Source organism: Bradyrhizobium diazoefficiens (assembly GCF_016616885.1).
Taxonomy (GTDB): domain Bacteria; phylum Pseudomonadota; class Alphaproteobacteria; order Rhizobiales; family Xanthobacteraceae; genus Bradyrhizobium; species Bradyrhizobium diazoefficiens_F.
In genome coordinates, this window is the sequence record NZ_CP067102.1 from 1,966,821 (window position 1) to 1,984,396 (window position 17,576).

General features: G+C 58.8%; 16 protein-coding genes and 1 pseudogene. 12 read left to right on the forward strand and 5 right to left on the reverse strand.

Annotated features, from left to right (window positions below):
- Positions 1-496: 496 nt before the first annotated feature.
- From JJC00_RS08880 to JJC00_RS08890, 3 genes are all read right to left on the reverse strand, one after another.
- A complete protein-coding gene (locus JJC00_RS08880) occupies positions 497-1,207 on the reverse strand; it encodes a MerR family transcriptional regulator (RefSeq protein WP_200474054.1) in 711 nt (236 codons plus the stop codon).
- 56 nt (positions 1,208-1,263) lie between these two features.
- Positions 1,264-1,542 carry a hypothetical protein gene (locus JJC00_RS08885; protein WP_200472221.1) on the reverse strand — a complete coding sequence of 93 codons (279 nt, stop codon included), beginning with the start codon at positions 1,540-1,542 and terminating at the stop codon, positions 1,264-1,266.
- A gap of 976 nt (positions 1,543-2,518) precedes the next feature.
- The gene (locus JJC00_RS08890) at positions 2,519-3,484 is read right to left on the reverse strand and encodes a LysR family transcriptional regulator (RefSeq protein WP_200472222.1); all 966 of its coding nucleotides are present in this window, start codon (positions 3,482-3,484) and stop codon (positions 2,519-2,521) included.
- 475 nt (positions 3,485-3,959) lie between these two features.
- Between JJC00_RS08890 and JJC00_RS08895 the strand changes: the two genes are divergently transcribed.
- From JJC00_RS08895 to JJC00_RS08935, 9 genes are all read left to right on the forward strand, one after another.
- Entirely contained in the window at positions 3,960-4,595 is a 636-nt protein-coding gene (locus tag JJC00_RS08895) for a NodA family N-acyltransferase (RefSeq protein ID WP_200472223.1), read from the forward strand.
- A 35-nt stretch (positions 4,596-4,630) separates the two neighbouring features.
- Positions 4,631-5,245 carry a chitooligosaccharide deacetylase NodB gene (gene nodB, locus JJC00_RS08900; protein WP_246774149.1) on the forward strand — a complete coding sequence of 205 codons (615 nt, stop codon included), beginning with the start codon at positions 4,631-4,633 and terminating at the stop codon, positions 5,243-5,245.
- Positions 5,246-5,260: 15 nt separating this feature from the next.
- The gene (gene nodC / locus JJC00_RS08905) at positions 5,261-6,595 is read left to right on the forward strand and encodes a chitooligosaccharide synthase NodC (RefSeq protein WP_200472225.1); all 1,335 of its coding nucleotides are present in this window, start codon (positions 5,261-5,263) and stop codon (positions 6,593-6,595) included.
- 50 nt (positions 6,596-6,645) lie between these two features.
- Positions 6,646-7,248, forward strand: a complete 603-nt coding sequence (gene nodS / locus JJC00_RS08910) for a nodulation methyltransferase NodS (RefSeq protein WP_200472226.1) — start codon at positions 6,646-6,648, stop codon at positions 7,246-7,248.
- Positions 7,249-7,426: 178 nt separating this feature from the next.
- A complete protein-coding gene (gene nodI / locus JJC00_RS08915) occupies positions 7,427-8,386 on the forward strand; it encodes a nodulation factor ABC transporter ATP-binding protein NodI (RefSeq protein ID WP_246774264.1) in 960 nt (319 codons plus the stop codon).
- A 3-nt stretch (positions 8,387-8,389) separates the two neighbouring features.
- On the forward strand, positions 8,390-9,178 hold the full coding sequence (locus JJC00_RS08920) for an ABC transporter permease (RefSeq protein ID WP_200472228.1): 789 nt from the start codon (positions 8,390-8,392) through the stop codon (positions 9,176-9,178).
- A 187-nt stretch (positions 9,179-9,365) separates the two neighbouring features.
- The gene (locus JJC00_RS08925; protein WP_200472229.1) at positions 9,366-10,112 is read left to right on the forward strand and encodes a sulfotransferase; all 747 of its coding nucleotides are present in this window, start codon (positions 9,366-9,368) and stop codon (positions 10,110-10,112) included.
- A 508-nt stretch (positions 10,113-10,620) separates the two neighbouring features.
- On the forward strand, positions 10,621-11,415 hold the full coding sequence (locus tag JJC00_RS08930) for an SDR family NAD(P)-dependent oxidoreductase (protein ID WP_200474055.1): 795 nt from the start codon (positions 10,621-10,623) through the stop codon (positions 11,413-11,415).
- A gap of 310 nt (positions 11,416-11,725) precedes the next feature.
- The gene (locus tag JJC00_RS08935) at positions 11,726-12,331 is read left to right on the forward strand and encodes a TIGR00730 family Rossman fold protein (protein WP_200472230.1); all 606 of its coding nucleotides are present in this window, start codon (positions 11,726-11,728) and stop codon (positions 12,329-12,331) included.
- Positions 12,332-12,333: 2 nt separating this feature from the next.
- On the opposite strand, the pseudogene JJC00_RS38000 reads toward JJC00_RS08935, so the two are convergent.
- A pseudogene (locus JJC00_RS38000) lies at positions 12,334-12,414 on the reverse strand (VOC family protein); the annotation flags it as partial.
- Positions 12,415-14,717: 2,303 nt separating this feature from the next.
- Between JJC00_RS38000 and JJC00_RS08940 the strand changes: the two are divergent.
- Both JJC00_RS08940 and JJC00_RS08945 read left to right on the forward strand, forming a co-directional pair.
- Positions 14,718-14,915 (forward strand): hypothetical protein, encoded by a 198-nt coding sequence (locus tag JJC00_RS08940; RefSeq protein ID WP_200472231.1) that lies wholly within the window; start codon positions 14,718-14,720, stop codon positions 14,913-14,915.
- A gap of 91 nt (positions 14,916-15,006) precedes the next feature.
- Positions 15,007-15,207 carry a hypothetical protein gene (locus JJC00_RS08945; protein WP_200472232.1) on the forward strand — a complete coding sequence of 67 codons (201 nt, stop codon included), beginning with the start codon at positions 15,007-15,009 and terminating at the stop codon, positions 15,205-15,207.
- A gap of 490 nt (positions 15,208-15,697) precedes the next feature.
- Here JJC00_RS08945 and JJC00_RS08950 read toward each other — a convergent pair whose 3' ends face one another.
- Entirely contained in the window at positions 15,698-16,861 is a 1,164-nt protein-coding gene (locus JJC00_RS08950) for an IS4 family transposase (RefSeq protein WP_200474056.1), read from the reverse strand.
- Between the two features lie 296 nt (positions 16,862-17,157).
- Here JJC00_RS08950 and JJC00_RS08955 point away from each other — a divergent pair, with 296 nt between their 5' ends.
- Positions 17,158-17,562, forward strand: coding sequence for a hypothetical protein (locus JJC00_RS08955; RefSeq protein WP_200472233.1), 405 nt, complete (start codon positions 17,158-17,160; stop codon positions 17,560-17,562).
- Positions 17,563-17,576 lie beyond the last annotated feature (14 nt).

Sequence of the window (17,576 nt, forward strand, 5' to 3'; positions counted from 1 at the left end):
GTTCTCCGCCCGGTGCTCGCGCGCGTGCCGCGGGGAGCGGAAGATGGGCGAAGTATGCCCCAAGGATCCTCTCTTCCGACCAGCACTCGGGCAGGGTCGCAGGAAAGCCGGCTCGGACCGCACTCGCGGTCGGCGCAAACGAGTTCGCGCTGATCAGACTCTGGTAGCGCCATAACGATCCTTCATTGTATGTCGAACGCCGAGAACGCGCACCTTGGAAAGCCAGGCGTGCGGAGCCAGGGCAACTCTCGCTCATGAGAGCGTTCCCCGTGCTGATCCTGCGTCAGCCTGATTCAATCATACAATCTGACGTTACGTCCGATTCAAGCCCGTTCGAGATACGCATCTCTCGAATGGTCGTGAGTGGTTCTCGTGGAAGGGGCGACAGCGCAAGGTTGATGGGAAGGCACGGAAGAGCCCGAGCCGGAATCGCCGCAGTCGCAACCTGCGGCCGCCAATCATGTAAATGAAGGACGCAGCTAAATCGGCGGCTGCGTTAGTGCCTATCCTGCAATGCGGCCATGGCGAGATCGAGGTACTGCATCAAGCTGTGGTTCCAGCCGGCCAGGTTGCGCGGCGTGCTCAGTCGCGCGAGAACTTTCAGCATGGTTGAGGCCGCCGGGTCAGTCCCCGCAATTTCTTCGATGAGCGAGCGCGCCTTGAGCGCCACGGCAGCGGCCCGCTCGCTGCAAGGGTGCTCGCCACGATCGACGCAATCGCGCAGCTCATCCCGGATCTTTCGCCAGCGCTCTTCTCGCTCAACGCCGAGCGCGCACGTGCATCGCGGAGTCTGGGGGCGCGCTTCAGCGCGCGAAGCCGCATTCAGAGCAGCAGGCAGCTCATGCACGCTGACTTGCGTGTCAGAGCCCGTCGTCATGTTTCGCAAACGATCCCGCAACTGGGTCGTGCGCGTGACCTGAAGCTCAATTTGCTCCAAATGCTTGCGCAGGAGGTCAGTAAGTGAAGTCTTGCCCCCCATTGCTGTGCGAATATCATTCAGCGAGAAGCCAAGCTCGCGCAGGGCGCGAATTTGCGACACTCGTTGAATGCTTTCGCGTTCGTACATTCGGTGACCGCCGTCCGTGCGTTCAGACGCACTGAGCAGACCCGTATGCTCGTAGTGATGCAGCGTGCGTACCGTTACCCCGGTCGCCTCCGCAAGTTCTCCAATGCGCCATCGACGCCTTCGTGGTGTAGCTTTGATCATGATGTTCAATTGGCAAGCCTACAACCTGACGTCACGTGAGAATCAAGCTACTTGAATCAGCTGGTTGAACAGTCGTCCATTCTGGCGCAAGCAGGCTGGCTCTCCTCAGATCGCCGCTCAAGCGAGTGGGCAGATGGAAGCACGTCGAGCAAGAGCATAAGGGACGCCAAACCGGATTGACTTGCTGCTGTACGCTCCAGAATAAGTTTGGCGATTGTGATCCGGTTTTCAGGCGTTCGCATAGATGCCGGCAGCGACGCGATGGCTTTATCGAAGATCGCGCCGAGGACCGTGAGATCTTCCGGATCGTAGATACCACTATTCTGCAGCAACATTCGGCTCCGTGTTTGTGATCGTGTTGGGTGGCCGAGGCGCTTGACTGCGCCGTTGGGCGAAAAGACGACAGATCGGCGGCGTTCATCGAGGAAGGCGCGATAAGCGCTCAAGTGACACGGTTGTGCAACAGCGACCGGCTTTGGGCAGGCAGCCGATGCCAGGCGAATCTAGGTAGTCGAACGCTCTACGGAATCCGAAAGCTGAATGGTGCGCGAAACTGACGTCGAACTGTTCGTGTCAGAGCACCGCGGCGCCTGAACGATCATCCGCGAGGGAGCGCCGGAGATGGGGCAGGATTATAGACGGCCCGGCCATGGCAAGCGGGAACGACGCATGAGAGCGGCTCGGTTGCGGTACGTCACTGAGGGAGAGCCGGCGCTCTTTTGCGCGAGCGGCCAATGGCACCGAGCTATTATCCAGTGCCCGTGCGGATACTTGGGGCAAGCTGTCTGCTGACGTCCGCGCAGTGGTGAAAGGGATGACTCCGGCTGCTGCGGGCGCGAGACCGTTTTCGCATAAAAGGTCTGACAAGCTCGACTTGGACATCCGTGCACCCCCTTGACGTGTTCGACATCTGAATCGGCCGCACATTGCGCCTTGCCGATCGTGCCAATTGATCCGCTAGCAGGCCATCATCGGCATCGATCAGCACAGCGAGAGACAAACATCTTGGCTCTTTGCTCGAAGCGCTCGCGGACGACACGTTGCATGACGATGAAACCGGCAGGAGTGCGCCGCTACCATCAAAGTGAGGCGTCGTCAAACTTTCGGGGCGGGGAGAGTGACTTCGAGGCGGCACGCTTGGCACCGTCAGCAGCCGAGTGTCGCAGCATTCGTTCAGCCATTCGCTCTTGTCCGGCATCACGCATGGCCGTCAAATGCGAAAGTGCCATAGAAGAAAATTCGGTTCCTTATCCAGCTGTTCACCAGCAGGTGGCTTTCAGCTGACATCTGAACGGCGAAATAATCTTCCATTCACTTGGAAGGCGAATACTCTACCATGGCCTTGCGAGTTGCTGCAGTCGCGCGCGCCGAAGGCATGCGCGAGGCTTGCTCCAACAATATTGTCCTCATCCAGATGCTTGCCGGATCGGTATTGTGAAGGGCCGGCCATTGGACCGCCTCGCTGAAAGACGGAATTGGCAGCGGAAGATCGACTATCCGCAGGGGCGTCGTCTTTCCGAAATGCCTGGCCAGCAACGATGGCATCGTGCCTATACGACCAGTGCCCAAGAGCATGGGCGGAATCATGCTGAAGCTCTGCACGACAACCTCGAGGCGTCGCTTGAGACCGTGCTCAATCAAGAACCATTCCTCGATCGAAGGCCTTCGCGTACGCCCGAATTTGGCTGCTACGTGTCCCATCGACATGTATTTCTCGAACGTCAGCTGGCGTGAAAGCAGCTTGTTGGTCCGGCACCCCACGCATACGAGTTTCTCCTCGAATAGCGTCGCCCTTGGATGGGAGCGCGACATGTACATTTCCGGCAAGATAAGAAAGTCAATCTCACCGCGCTGGAGAAGCTCATCGGGGTCGTCGGCGAGCGGCAGAAATTCGAACGCCACACCTGGAGCTTCTCGTGCGACCCTCTCCACGATGGCCTGAAAAAACACGACCATGACGAAGTCGGAAACGCCGATCCTGAACCGTCGATCCGATAGAGCTGGATTGAACGCATCCCGCGAAATGATGGAGAGCTGGATGTGCAGCAGGGCTTCGCGAATTGGGCCGGCGAGTCCCTCAGCGCGTGGGGTCGGGACGAGTTCTCGACCCCTCATCGCAAATAGATCGTCGCGAAAGTAGGATCGCAGACGGCCCACCGCGGCGCTCATAGCCGGCTGGCTCAGGTTGATTCTGCGCGCAGCCGCGGTGAGGTTGCGCTCCGTCATGAGAGCGTCGAGCGCCACGAGAAGGTTCAGATCAAGCCCTTTGAAGCGCATCGTGGGAAGTATCCAATCCGTGGATGTCTACCATAGAAACAATCGATTTTACCAATTTGGTGCGGTGCGGGATACCAAAAACGTCGGATCGGAGTCAGGCGTACCACAATGATTATTCATCGTTGCCCCAGCCCCGTGAGGGATTTTCTAGCGTCCTCTAAGCATCCACTGCGGCGCATGTCCACCGCGACCCCGCCGTTCCTCGGTCCGCGCACGGATGTCAAGCGCGCTCGCGCGTCCAGGTGGATCGCGGCTCGAAGGCGATCTGCCCAAAGCGGTGCCGAAATGTCAGCCCGATCTCATGCGAATGGCGCCGCTCCTCGATGTCATCTCCATCGTGAACGCGGCTCCTCCGAACGGCGGGCACTGGGCAACGCGCGCCGACGTGTCCCGTTGGCTCATGAACCGGCGGGAATGAGTGACTCGCATGCATAAAATGCCAGATCAGATCTCGAACGTCACAACGGGGACAACCATGAACATTGCCATATCCAACGATACAGGAGTGTTCTCCACGCACTCCAAAGTGCGGTGGAGGGTGTGCTGGGAAAACGAGCTAGAACTTGCCGAACACATCGAACTGTCCGAGTTCTTTCGCAAGACATACGGGCCCACCGGTGAATTCAATGCAAAACCGTTCGAAGGCGGACGAAGCTGGGCCGGCGCGAGGCCTGAGCTTCGTGTCATCGGCTACGATGCAAACGGCATAGCAGCTCACATCAGCGCACTCCGCCGCTTCATCAAGGTCGGAGAGGTCGACCTGCTCGTGGCCGAGCTGGGATTGTATGGCGTACGTCCGGATCTGGAGGGGCTGGGGATCACGCACTCAATGCGGGTGATGTATCCGCTGCTGCAGCAGCTCGGCGTTCCGTTTGGCTTTGGGGCTGTCCGGCCGGCCTTGCAGAAGCATGTGACCAAGTTGGTCGGCCGTCAGGGTCTCGCAACGATTTTGCCGGGAGTGAGCGTGCGCTCAACTCGGCCGGATATTCATATGGACCTGCCGCCGACCCGTACCGACCACGATTTGGTGGTTCTGGTCTTCCCAATCGGACGTCCGATAAGCGATTGGCCGGCCGGGACCATGATCGACCGGAACGGGCCAGAGCTGTGACCTCTCTCGGCTTGTCGGAAGCGCGAAACGAGCACGTGAGCGCCACCGGAGCTCGTAACGTTTATCTGACCTTTGACGACGGTCCGGATCCACGCTGGACGGCTTCTATTCTTGACGTTCTCGCGGAGCACGGCGTGCCGGCGACTTTCTTCGTCATCGGGGCGTGCGCGGCAGCTCATCCGAAGCTGATCCAACGAATAATCGCAGAAGGGCATGAAGTCGGAAACCACACGATGACTCATCCCGATCTCTCCAGATGCGAACCAGCTGAGGTGCAACATGAGATTCAGTCGGCGAGCGACGTCATCAGGGCAATTTGTCCCGAGGCGCCACTGCGGCACATACGTGCTCCGTACGGCATCTGGACTGACCAAGTACGTGCGATGTCAACCAAAGCCGGACTGATCCCCTTGCACTGGTCAATAGACCCGAGAGACTGGTCTCGTCCCGGGGTTGCGGCGATTGTTGAGGCAGTGCTGGCGTCGGTCCGGCCCGGTGCTGTTGTGCTCTTGCACGACGGATGTCCTCCCGTCGAGCGCGAACAAGCCATCGATTGCGGTCGCGATCAGACCCTCGAGGCGCTTTCCCGGCTTATTCCAGCATTGGGCGAGCAAGGGTTCGCCATCTGCTCACTTCCTCAATCTCATTGAAAAAGAGCCGCCCCCATGAATCTGCTTGCAACAACAAGCGTTGTCGCCGTGTCGTCCTATGCGCTGCTGTCCGCCATGTACAGGAGCGTGCAGACCCTCAACGCGCTCCGAACAGAGGTGCCGACCCCGACTGACTACGCTTCAGATATCGGCCCGCTGCCGAGCGTCGACGTGATCGTGCCCTGCTTTAACGAGGACCCGCGCACTCTGTCGGCTTGCCTGGAGTCGATCGCAAGCCAAGACTACGAAGGGCAAGTGCGGGTGTACGTGGTAGATGACGGCTCGGAAAATCGTAAATACCTGTGGCCTGTACAGGACGCCTACGCAGATGATCCACGGTTCAATTTCATGTGGCTCGGAAAGAATGTCGGCAAGCGCAAAGCGCAAATTGCAGCGCTGCACCGCTCGTCCGGCGATTTGGTTCTCAACGTCGATTCCGATACGACCATCGCCGTCGACGTGGTGACCAAGCTTGTGCGGAAGATGCAAGATCCAGCGGTTGGCGCTGTTATGGGGCAGCTCACAGCCAGCAATCGAAGCGGCACTTGGCTGACCAGGCTGATAGATATGGAGTACTGGCTGGCCTGTAATGAAGAGCGTTTGGCGGAAGCTCGCTTCGGAGCCGTCTTGTGTTGCTGCGGCCCGTGCGCCATGTATCGCCGATCGGCGCTCGATTTGGTCCTTCACGAGTACGAGACGCAGTATTTTCGAGGTAAGCCAAGCGACTTCGGCGAGGATCGTCATCTCACGATCCTGATGCTCGCGGCCGGATTTCGAACTGAGTACGTTCCTGACGCGATCGCAGCAACCGTCGTTCCGGATAGGCTGGTGCCATATCTGCGTCAACAATTGCGGTGGGCACGCAGTACCTTCCGGGACACGGGGCTTGCGCTACCCCTGCTGCCAAGGCTCGACTTCTACATCACGCTGGACATTGTCGGGCAGAACCTCCTTCCGCTTCTGCTCGGCGTTTCAATACTGACCGCGCTTGCGCAAATCGCAGTTGCGAGCGAGTTGCCGTGGCCGACAATACTGATCATCGCGTCCATGACCATGGTTCGCTGCAGCCTGGCAGCCTTTCGGACCCGACAGCTTCGCTTTCTGGCTTTCGCTCTGCACAAGCCGATCAGCATGTTCCTGCTACTTCCTGTGAAGGCATATGCGTTGTGTACGTTGAGCAACAGCGACTGGTTGTCCCGCAAGTTCGCCAATATGCCAGATTCAGGTGAAGGCCAGGCCAGCACGCTGAGGCAGAGCGCCAGGTTAGATGCCACAGGCCATTCGGGTATTGCACCGTCGATGGGCGAAACGACTACACGTGCACATGCTTTTGACGTTGACGGTACCTGACAGGCCTGGAGGCGGCGTCTAACTGTGCGCGTCAAAGAGGTGAGAAGCTCGTGAGCCTAGACAAGAACTATCAGTTGCTGGAACGAGAGTTGGTCGCCGATGATCCGTGGCGTCTGGACGCGAATCCGTTCGAGCGGGAGCGATACACGCAAATGCTTCGAATGTCGCTCTCCCGCCAAAGCATCACAAGTGCGTTGGAAGTCGGGTGCGCTGCCGGCGCATTTACCGAAATGCTCGCGCCTCACTGCAAACGGCTCACGGTCGTCGACGTCGTGCCGCAGGCCATTAGCCGCGCACGTCGCCGGACGGAAAGATGGTCACACATCGGCTGGAAAGTCGCCGACCTTCAACACTTTTCACCACCAGAGCGGTTCGACCTTATTGTTGTAGCAGAAGTCCTCTATTACCTCAGTGACACGCTGGAGATGCGCGCAGCGGTCGACAACCTGGCAGGAATGCTCGCGCCAGGCGGGCTTGTGGTGTTCGGATCGGCGCGCGACCATATCTGCCGACGCTGGGGTCACGTGGCCGGTGCAGAGACGGTCATCGCCATGTTGAATGAAGCGCTGGTCGAGGTCGAGCGTATCCAATGCCAAGGTGAGTCGGATAACGAAGATTGCTTGATCGCCAGCTTTCGGAGGCCGGCTGCATAGGCGATCCGTTTTGCAGGCTGACATATCGATATGTCAGAATGGTCGTACGCAGACGGATGGCATAGCGACTGTTGAAGGCGAGATCAGCGAGCTGGCCGCGGCGACAAATTGTAACAGAAGGAATAGAAAAATGCTCGGCGGCGTCGAAGCAGCGCCAATTTCAAGGCGAACAATCGCGATGGAGCCGGCGCCGGTCACGCCGGCTGACAAGGGGGCCGAGCGCGTGTCGAACGTGGCGATCGACTTCACGGCCGTGAAAAAGTCCTATGGCGAGAAGGTGGTCGTCGACCAGCTGTCGTTCACGGTGGCGTCGGGAGAGTGCTTCGGCCTGTTGGGACCGAACGGCGCGGGCAAGAGCACAATTGCGCGTTTGATTCTCGGGATGTCCTCGCCCGAGACTGGCAAGATAACTGTGCTCGGCGAGAAAGTGCCGGCACGCGCTCGATTGGCGCGCAAGCGCATCGGCGTCGTTCCACAAGCCGACAATCTTGATCTCGAGTTCACCGTCCGTGAAAACCTGCTGGTGTTCGGGCGCTATTTCGGGATGACAGCAAAGGATGTCGAGAAGATCACGCCGTCACTTCTCGAGTTCGCCCGCCTTGAGAGCAAGGCAGATGCGCGGGTGACCGAACTGTCCGGTGGCATGAAACGGCGTCTTACGCTGGCGCGGGCGCTCATCAACGATCCGGAGATCCTTATCTTGGATGAGCCGACCACCGGGCTCGATCCGCATGCGCGGCATTTGATTTGGGAGCGGCTGCGCGCGCTGCTGTCGCGCGGCAAGACCATCCTTTTGACGACGCACTTCATGGAGGAGGCGGAGCGATTGTGCGATCGCCTGTGCGTCCTCGAGGCAGGACGCAAGATCGCCGAAGGGCCGCCACACACGTTGATCGACGAACAGATCGGTTGCCCAGTCATTGAGGTCTACGGTGGTGACCCGAACGAGCTCTGCGCACTCGTCAAGCCGCTCGCTCAACGCACCGAAATCAGCGGTGAGACGCTCTTTTGCTATGCGCCCAATCCGGAGCAGGTGCTCGCGCGGCTGCGTGGGCGGACCGGTCTTCGTCTGCTTCAGCGGCCACCGAACCTTGAGGATGTCTTCTTACGGCTGACCGGACGGGAGATGAGGGACTGAACGATGTGGGAGCAGTATGCGGCGGCTCTGCCCGCCAATGCGTGGAACTGGAGCGCCGTATGGCGCCGGAATTATATGGCTTGGCGCAAAGCGGCGCTGGCATCGCTGCTTGGCAACCTCGCTGAGCCCATGAGCGCCTTGTTCGGTCTCGGCTTCGGCCTGGGATTGATGATCGGCCAAGTTGATGGCATTTCATACATCGCCTTTCTGGCCGCTGGGATGGTCGCGACAAGCGCGATGATTTCCGCGACCTTTGAAACCGTGTATGGGGCCTTTGCTCGGATGCACGCCCAGCGCACCTGGGATGCGATCCTTTGCACGGAGCTCACACTTGGCGACGTTGTTCTCGGTGAATTAGCGTGGGCAGCGACAAAGGCCGTTCTGGCAGGAACAGGAATTACGATTGTAGCCGCCGCGCTGGGCTATGCAGCGTGGCCCTCTATCCCTTACGCGCTGCCAGCCATTGCGCTCACGGGTGTTGCCTTCGCCAGCCTCGCCATGGTCGTGATAGCGCTCGCGCCCAGTTACGACTACTTCGTATTTTATCAGACCCTCTTTCTCACACCCATGATGTACTTGTGCGGCGCGATCTTTCCCGTAGCTCAACTGCCCATCGCGCTGCAGCGCGTAGCAGAGGCGTTGCCGCTAGCACATTCGATTGACCTCATTCGGCCGGCAATGCTGGATCGGGACGCCAGCAGCGTCGGCCTGCATGTTGGCGTACTTTGCATATACACTGTCGTCGCGTTCGTCGTTTCGGCTTTACTGCTTCGCCGCCGCCTGATGCGTTGAACAAACCATCCCCGAGATAGTGTGAATTAGTTCTGCGGAAAAAGTCACGGGCGGAAGCCAACGGCAAGGATGCTCGTATCTCGCTGTTATGTCGGCCTTATGGAACGATAGTATCGCGTGTGGGCTGACCTAGCCTCATTCGTTAAGGGTCGAACTGCCTCGACCGAGTCAATCAGCAGCTGTCACAATGTTGAAATCCGAACGATCGCCTGAGCCATTCGTGATCCTCGCCATGCCGAGGAGTGGCACCCACTATCTGGAAGAATTGCTCAATGAGCATCCAAACGTGGTGAGCAACGGCGAATTGCTCAATGAATATGATCCAAATTGGCCCGACAAGGCGCGGCTCCTACGTAGCGATCGCGAGCTTCTGGAGTGCGCCTACTTGCGTTATCCGACGCGGAGCGGCAAAATCGACGTGACTCATGTTGGGTGCAAGATCAACGAACCGCAGTTTTATGATCGCCCGGGCATGATGGCTGAGCTGGCTCGTTGGCCGCGCCTTAAGGTCGTCGTGTGTCGTAGAAATCCGCTGGAATCACTCCGCTCACTCGTGCAGGCGAGGCAAACCGGTGAATGGCTGAAATACGGCTCTGATCGAGACGGCAAGCCACCGCCACTCGTCAGCCTAAGCCTCAGCGCATGCGAAACCTACTTCAAGACAACCGCTGAGTTCCACTACAGGATCAGGCACTCCTTCGCTCCGACCAACATCCTTGAGCTGGAGTATGAGAGGCTTCTTCGCGAGCCGCACCTGTGCTTGGAATTGGTTTGGGAATTCCTCGGTCTTCCTGTGCGGCCGGTTTCCGGTCGCGTCAAACTTCAGCGCCAGGAGGTGCGACCGCTAGACCAAACCGTAGAGAATTTTGATGAGTTGCGTCGCCAATTCAAAGAGAGACCTGACGCCAGGTACTTTGAGGTTGTTGATGCCTGAGAATGGCCTTCCATACCGCGGCGCCTGCGTTCGAATGCCCCCTGGTGGAAGCTCCTCAAGAGCAGCGGTATGAACCGCTGGAGTTGCCAGCGAGGGGCGGCTCGAATTAGCATGCACGAGTGGATGACCGGATGGGTGCCATTATCCCTCCTGGTGCTGATAACTCTCTCGAGGATCGAGATGAGCCGCGAGCGGCGGCACACAACGTCGGCAGGACCTTCACTCGCGCTTTCAGCCCACATCTACTGAACGAAATTGTGCGCACCTGTGCGCGAAAAAAGCGAAGGCCGTGTGCGCGGCCTCGCGTTGCCGCTGTCGGAAAGCCAACGGAATTGATGTCCGGAACTCGCCAAGCAGGTCGTGAACCGCGGGCTTGGCTCCGCCAACACGCGTGAATCACTCTGTCGATTGAGGTGGCCCAATTCCTGCACCAAGAAGGTTGAGCGTAATCTGATAGGAGGCGTGTTTGAGGGCCGATCTGCCGAACAAGGATGCGGTCGCCAGACCAATGTCGGTTGACAACGAGGGCAGTTCATTCAAATCCGATAAGGCACGCGCCCGGCGGAGAGAAAGAAAGACGCTGCTGCTGACGGGAGCATCGCGTGGGATAGGTTACGCCACCGGAAAGCTGTTTTCGGAAGCCGGCTGGCGTATCATTTCTTGTGCGCGCCAACCGATCGATGCCCGGCGATGCCCTTGGGAGGCCGCATCCAATAATCATGTCCAGCTCGACCTCAGCGACCATCGCTTGCTGCCGCGCGCCGTCGCAGACGTCAAAGAGCGCCTCGCGGGCGCGCCGTTGCACGCCCTGATCAACAATGCAGCGATGTCACCAAAGACGTCGAGCGGCGCACGACTCACATCGTTGGCGACCTCGATCGAGACCTGGATGGATGTATTCCATCTCAATTTGGTGGCTCCAATTCTGCTCGCGCAAGGGCTCTTTGCCGAATTGAAAGCCGCGTCTGGATCTATCGTCAACGTGACCTCAATTGCAGGCTCGCGGGTGCACCCCTTCGCCGGCAGCGCATACGCGACTTCGAAGGCCGCTCTTGCGTGTCTCACACGCGAGATGGCTCACGACTATGCGCCGCATGGAATTCGTGTGAATGCGATTGCCCCGGGCGAGATCAAGACGGACATTTTGTCACCGGATACGGAAGCACGGGTCGTACCGAACATTCCGCTGCGCCGGGTGGGGACCCCTGAAGAGGTCGCTAAAGTCATCTTCTTCCTGTGTTCGGATGACGCCAGTTATATCACCGGCGTCGAAGTGCCGATCAATGGTGGGCAACACCTCTGATCGGCTGAACATGGATCGATAAGTGCAGGACACAAGCTTGTCTCTCTGGCCGGCACCTGCAGCCGTCAATCGAAACTGCAAAGAAGGGACACATCAAGGAATTCAGGCCAGAAACCTAGTCACGAGATCGGTGGTGCCGGACCAAGTTGCAACTTGCACTTGCTCTTGCGGTCGAGTTGCCGAAGAGCGCCGTTTGCGATCAGGAGCCCGTCAAGGCAAAGCTCGCGGGTTCAGATGCAAATTGGCGCGGATCATTCGTCGCAACACCTTGGACTATCGACAGACTTCGCTGTAATCCATCATGGTGCCAATGAGCACAATCAAAACCGTCTGTGTCTATTGCGGCTCCGGTCGCGGAACCAATCCCCACTTCACCGAAGGTGCCAAGGCGTTCGGCAAAGCGCTCGCCGAGAATGGCGTCCGCCTTATCTATGGCGGCGGCTCGCTCGGCCTGATGGGCTCGGTCGCGACCTCCGTTCTGGATCACGGCGGCACTGTCACCGGCATCATTCCCGAATTCCTGCGGAAGCGCGAGAAAGCACTGGCCCGGGTGCAGGAAATGATCGTCACCCCCGACATGCACGAGCGCAAGCGGCTCATGTTCGAGCGCTCCGACGCTTTCGTGGCGCTGCCGGGCGGCGTCGGCACCCTGGAGGAGCTGGTCGAGCAACTGACCTGGAAGCAGCTCGGCCGTCACGCCAAGCCTGTGCTGCTCGCCAATATCGACAATTTCTGGGAGCCACTGTTCTCGCTGCTATCGCACATGCGCCAGACCGAGTTCATCCGCGTCGGCTTTTCCGTCGATATCCTCAAGGCCGATTGCATCCAGGATATTCTGCCGAAACTGAAATCGGCGGCGGCCCAGATCGCCGAGGCGGAAAAGCAGCTCGCTCCCGAAGTCGCGCGGAAGCTCTAGGACTATTCGGCCGGAAACGTCACCGCCTCGATCCGGTTGCGGTCGGGATCGAGGACGAAGGCTGCGTAGTCACGCACGCGTTGCCGGTACTCGGAGCCCAATGCTCGCGTATCGCCAGTGGATTGGTTTTCGGCGGCGCCGTACTTCAGCCGCTTTGTGAGGACGCGCTGTCATTCGTCTTCCTGCCTAGCAGCCCTCCGGTCTTGCGATCTACGAAGTGCAGCTGGGAACAGGCGGGGCAAAACATGCCTTGAAACTGGTGTTCGGCCGCTTCGTCGTCAGCTAGACGGTGCTGAACCATAACTCGTGTGATTGGGCAGAGGAAAGTGATGGTGCGCATATCTGCCCCATGCTGCTGGGTTCGGATGAACAGGAAAACGGCCCGGCGGTGCGCGACCTCGCAACCAGCGCAGGTCCGGGCTTGCCACTCGGGATCGATCCAAATTACGACACCTGAACCGAGCCGCCTTGTTCTCGCGCAAAACGCCATCACTCATTTGCAAATCGATGCTGGCATGACAAATGTCTCGCGCGATCTTCTTCAAGCGGAGTGAACCGAGCTCCAAGATGCTGCGGCATCTCGATGGAGCATGGCATAAACAGGGATGACCGTCGGTCAGGAGCGGCCTTCTACGAAACGTGCTTCGGGAGCTGTAAGCGTTACCCAAGAGTCCGAAAACAAGTCGGTTTGGACATCACGCGCGCTCGTTGCAAGGTCCAGCGACGTGCTGCATGAAGATGGTCGCCGCCCGCGGCCCAATTGAGTCCGGATGCCGAAGATGCGGGAACTTGCGCCTTTGACGTTAGAGAGCGCAAGCAGGAGCTGCTGCATGGTCGTTCAGGGGAGTTGCGCTGTCGGCAGTTTCCGTATGCAGCCCGGACCGACCAACCGCATCGACGCAGCTGGCGCCTTGATCGCGTCCATGGGGATGGGCTTGGCTCGTTCGCGTCTAGCTACGAATCGTACTGGGAACAGCATTGCCAGCTGCAGGAGGCAGTCCTTGGAACCAACGGTGTGCTTGTGGAACGCACATGGGCTTTGTGGCGCTGAGGGGGCGTGTTGTTGAGCTCGAAACGTGGCATTCGCCGATATCTCGATCCATCGAATGTGCTTGCTCGTGCAAGCCAGCGGGAGCGCGGCCAGATGGCCGCGAGCCCGTGGGTGGCTTGGCGTTTACGAGAACATGGCGAAGAGCAAGAGAGCGCCCCAAAGCATCAAGATGAGGAGAAGGGCCGCAAGCGGCCAGCGACTCCAGGTCCTCAGGGGCTTCGAGGCATCAGACGAAAAATAGCCCTCGCCCTCATTCAGGTGTAGTCTTGGTGTGCGCCAGTGCATCATTCATCTCCTATTCCGTGTTTCAAATTGTCGATCGGAGGTCCGAACTGGTCGGCCAGAGCGAACGCGACCCGCTACGACTGGCCACGATGCTGGTGTTGATAAGCTCCGATCATCAGCCGTCACATGTCGGCGAGAAAGCCTCATGCGGCGAGCGTGGTTCTCCGACTCGATTGTTGCCCGCGAGTGCTGCTCGTCTCGGCGCGATAGGCGTCTTCGCCGGCTCGTTCCCGCTTCTCAACGGCCCTGGTCATCGCGCTCTGCCAGACAATCAGGCTTTTGAAGCACGAGGTAGGAACCGAACTCGGCTCATTTCGAGAGACTGGATCATCACGGAGCCGGGTCACCCTAGCTGAACTCAGCTGTGGACCGAGATGATCTTCTCGCTAGCCTGCGACCCCCTTGCCAGATCAATGGAGGATCACTTTGATGCTTCGAGAACGTCTCACAGCTCAGCATGGCATTGCAGACACTCTACATTGGTCCGATCCAGTTCCGTTCGTCGGAATTGCGTCAGCGGATAAGCTCGGTTTGCATCGCTCGCGGGCCATTTGAAGTGGATGTAGCGGCCGGTTCGGCGGTCCATGGTGAGTCGAGTTCCTATCAGTGATTCGTTTACACTGCCGGCGGCTGATGATGCCGGCGAGGGTCATAGTCAGCGAAGCTGACCGCCAGCTGACGGACGTGAGGGTTGTGCGAGCGAGACCGCTTTAGGCAGGTCCGCGCTAAGAGTCATGGGAATGTACAGTTCTTTCGCGCGCGCAGCTGCCATCTCGGCGGAGAATTAACGAGGCGCGTGCTCGTGCGCGCGAAAATCGTTTCATTGCTTCTGCCGGTGATGATGGAGGAGAATGCTCTCGCTTCGCATGGCCGCGTCAGTGATTGCCGTTCCACTCGTGACGGCCGCTCGTCTGTTGATTTCAACCGAGCTCTGCAGTCCGTTGTCGACAGCGTGGCCATCGGGATTGGCGCAACCTATCCTGGAGACTGTATTCAGTTCGATTCAACCATTACCCACAGACTGACGATCTTCTCATCGCGTCCGCACCCATGGTCATTGTCTTGAAGGGAGATTTGGGGCTGACGCAGGATAGGTCCCCTCCGGTCGAAGCGAGCAAGGCCGAATTTGAGCACGAGAGCATCGTGACCGCCGAGCACGCGCTGAACTCGCACGAAGATGGCGAGCAAAAGCGCGCGCCGGTAGAAGCCAAAAAGAGGAAGCTCGACCCATGCACGCCGCGACCTTGAGGCTCGTAAAAGTTTTCCGTCAGTTTAACACTGTTGAATCTCCGGGAGGAAGAAACCTGCTAGGAGGAAGCTTTCCGCTGGGGGCTTCCCAATGTTGGATACAGCTACCACCGCGCTCTTGCGCGCGGTCCTGGAAGAGGTCTGCGAGGGCGTGTCCCGTCACGAGACCGGCGCCCGCACCCATGTGGCGTCCAAAATTCTAGAAGCCGCCACAAAGGGGGAAACCTCGCCCGACAGTCTGCGGCAGGTCGGCCACGAAGCTCTCTCGCATGCGCCGACGATGTGGCGATAATCGCGAGGCGGCGACCTTGAGGTCACGTTGGCATTGCTAGTAAGCTATCCGGACAGATTCGCCGCGATGGCGGGCCTCACGCTACCATGAGGGTCCTGGCGACCAGCGGCCAGAATTGGGCCGAACGCACCGGACGACCGGCTTCGCACATGCCAACCCTGACGTTTTTCACAAGCTCTGATCTAGCGCACGAACCCGCGGGTGCTGCATAAAGTGGAAAATGGACGCGCCGTGTCGGAGAGTATGGAAGCTCGTCGTCGCCGGTGGCCGAAAAAGCTCAAACTGAGTGCTCCAGACTTTTGCCCATCTCAGCTTGCGGCGTTGACGCACCACGGTCGGCGCGTACGCCGTGAGCGCCGGCACGCCATCCGCGAACAGGGCGAACGCCTTCTGACGGTGCTGACTTTGCCCCGATAGTCAGAACGCCGTCGGCCTGGAAAAGTTGTTTGCGCCCGCAGTCCCAACGCGAGCAGGGCTGTCCCGGGAAAAGTCATACATAGTTGAACCTCAGCTGATCAGGAGAGAGCTTGGGCCTTGGTTTGCTCGGATTGACAGGTGGAGGCTCGTCGATTTCCGCGATGGGCTTTCGCATGAACAGGCGCTGGCAAACCAGTTCGGCGAAGCGCAGGTCCAGCATCCGCAAGGAGTTCAGACGCCGGGCGAGGCGCAGGAGCAGATAGGCGATCATCGCGGCGATGATTTGCAGACGAATGGCGTTGTCGTTCTTGCCCATGAACTTGCGGAGGTTGAGATGCTGCTTGATCCAGCGAAACAGAAGCTCGATCTGCCAGCGGCTCTTGTAGAGCGCCGCAATCTCGATGGCCGTGCGTTCGAGATCGTTGGTGATAAGCGTGATGGTCCCACCTTTGTCGCGTTTGACCTTGATACGCCGCAACGGGATTTCCAGCTTGGAATCGCCCTTGCTGGCGAGAACGACGTCGGCATCGGCGATGATTCTGAAGCCATCGCCGATCTTCTTGCGCACATACCGCGACTTCGTCTTGCGCAAGCGCGTGCTCACCTTGGTGCGCGTGACGAAGAAAGCCTTGGCATCATTGATCTTCTTCCACCAGCCGAAGTGGTAATAGCCTTTGTCGAAAACGTAGGTCGCGCCGGCTTCGAGTTCGGTTTGGCGACCGATCTCGACGTCGTTGACGGTCGCGGGCGTAATCTCGACGCAGCACGGGTATTTGCCCGCTGGTTGGTAGACCGTGTGCATCTTCATGCCACGGATACGACCATTCCACTCGGCCCATTCGCACATCTTGCCCAATGGGACCGGGCTCGAGTCGATCAACCGAACCATCTCGGCGCCTTCCACTCGCGCGTGCCGATCGGCTTTCTTCGCCAGCATGGCGAAGGTTTCCGCGAAAACGCCTACCGGGCGACGTGCATTCGCACGCGAGAGCGTCGAGCGAGGAATGTTCCTCGCCCCCAAATGATAATGCTGATGGGAGTTTGCCTTAAAGGTCGCTTCGACAGCGCGCAGACTTGCGACCCCACCCAATTGAGCGCCCACCATCGTCACGAGATGATCCCAGCTTTTGAAAGTCTTGTCGTAGGCATTGCCGTTATGCCGCTCGACGATGTCCCGAAATTGCCGTCGATCAATCGGTTTGAGGAGCTGCCCAAAGATGCTATTCACGTATTGCATGCCCGGCCCTTTTCTGTGTCTCGACAACCAGAAAGTATCCGGTTCACGCTGGATTGGCCGGGCATGCGCTGCGACATAGTGAATCATTCCCGGGACAGCCCTGCAACGCGAGGGAGGCCCGCGGTCGTCCGCTCGCCTTCAAACCCCGGTTTAAAATGAAGGCGATCCAACTGAGCACAAATGCGCCGCCCCTGAATGAGCTGATCCCGAAACCACTGCTGGCCGAAGTGCGGATGACTGAGGGCCATCATGAATGTCACGCGGTTTGGATCGGCGGATCTCCTGCCTAAACGACAATGCTCTATCCATCAGGTCAGCAAGGAAATGCCCGTTCCGCACCATCCCCTCTTGTCACGAGGCCCTATATTTCACGCAAACGGCTTAAAAGTTATGGATTTTCGTGGAAGATTTCGACTTTTCATGCCACGCCTCACGCCGAATTCCTCTATGAATGCGTGGCAAGGACGATCGATATCGATTTGCCAGCGGAAGCCAGATATCTGGAAGCTTACGACACCTTCAGGCGTAGCGTGACGGAGATCGTCGACATGCCGGACGGCACCGTCGACCTGTTGTTTCGCTTCCTGCGCCAGAACACGGGTGTTCTGTCGAAACGTGGCCGGGAAAAGGAATTCGCCAAACTGACCGACGATGAGATCGCCAAGGTCGAGGCGAGTTACAGGAATGTGTTTCCTGAGTAAGTGCATCCTAGTGC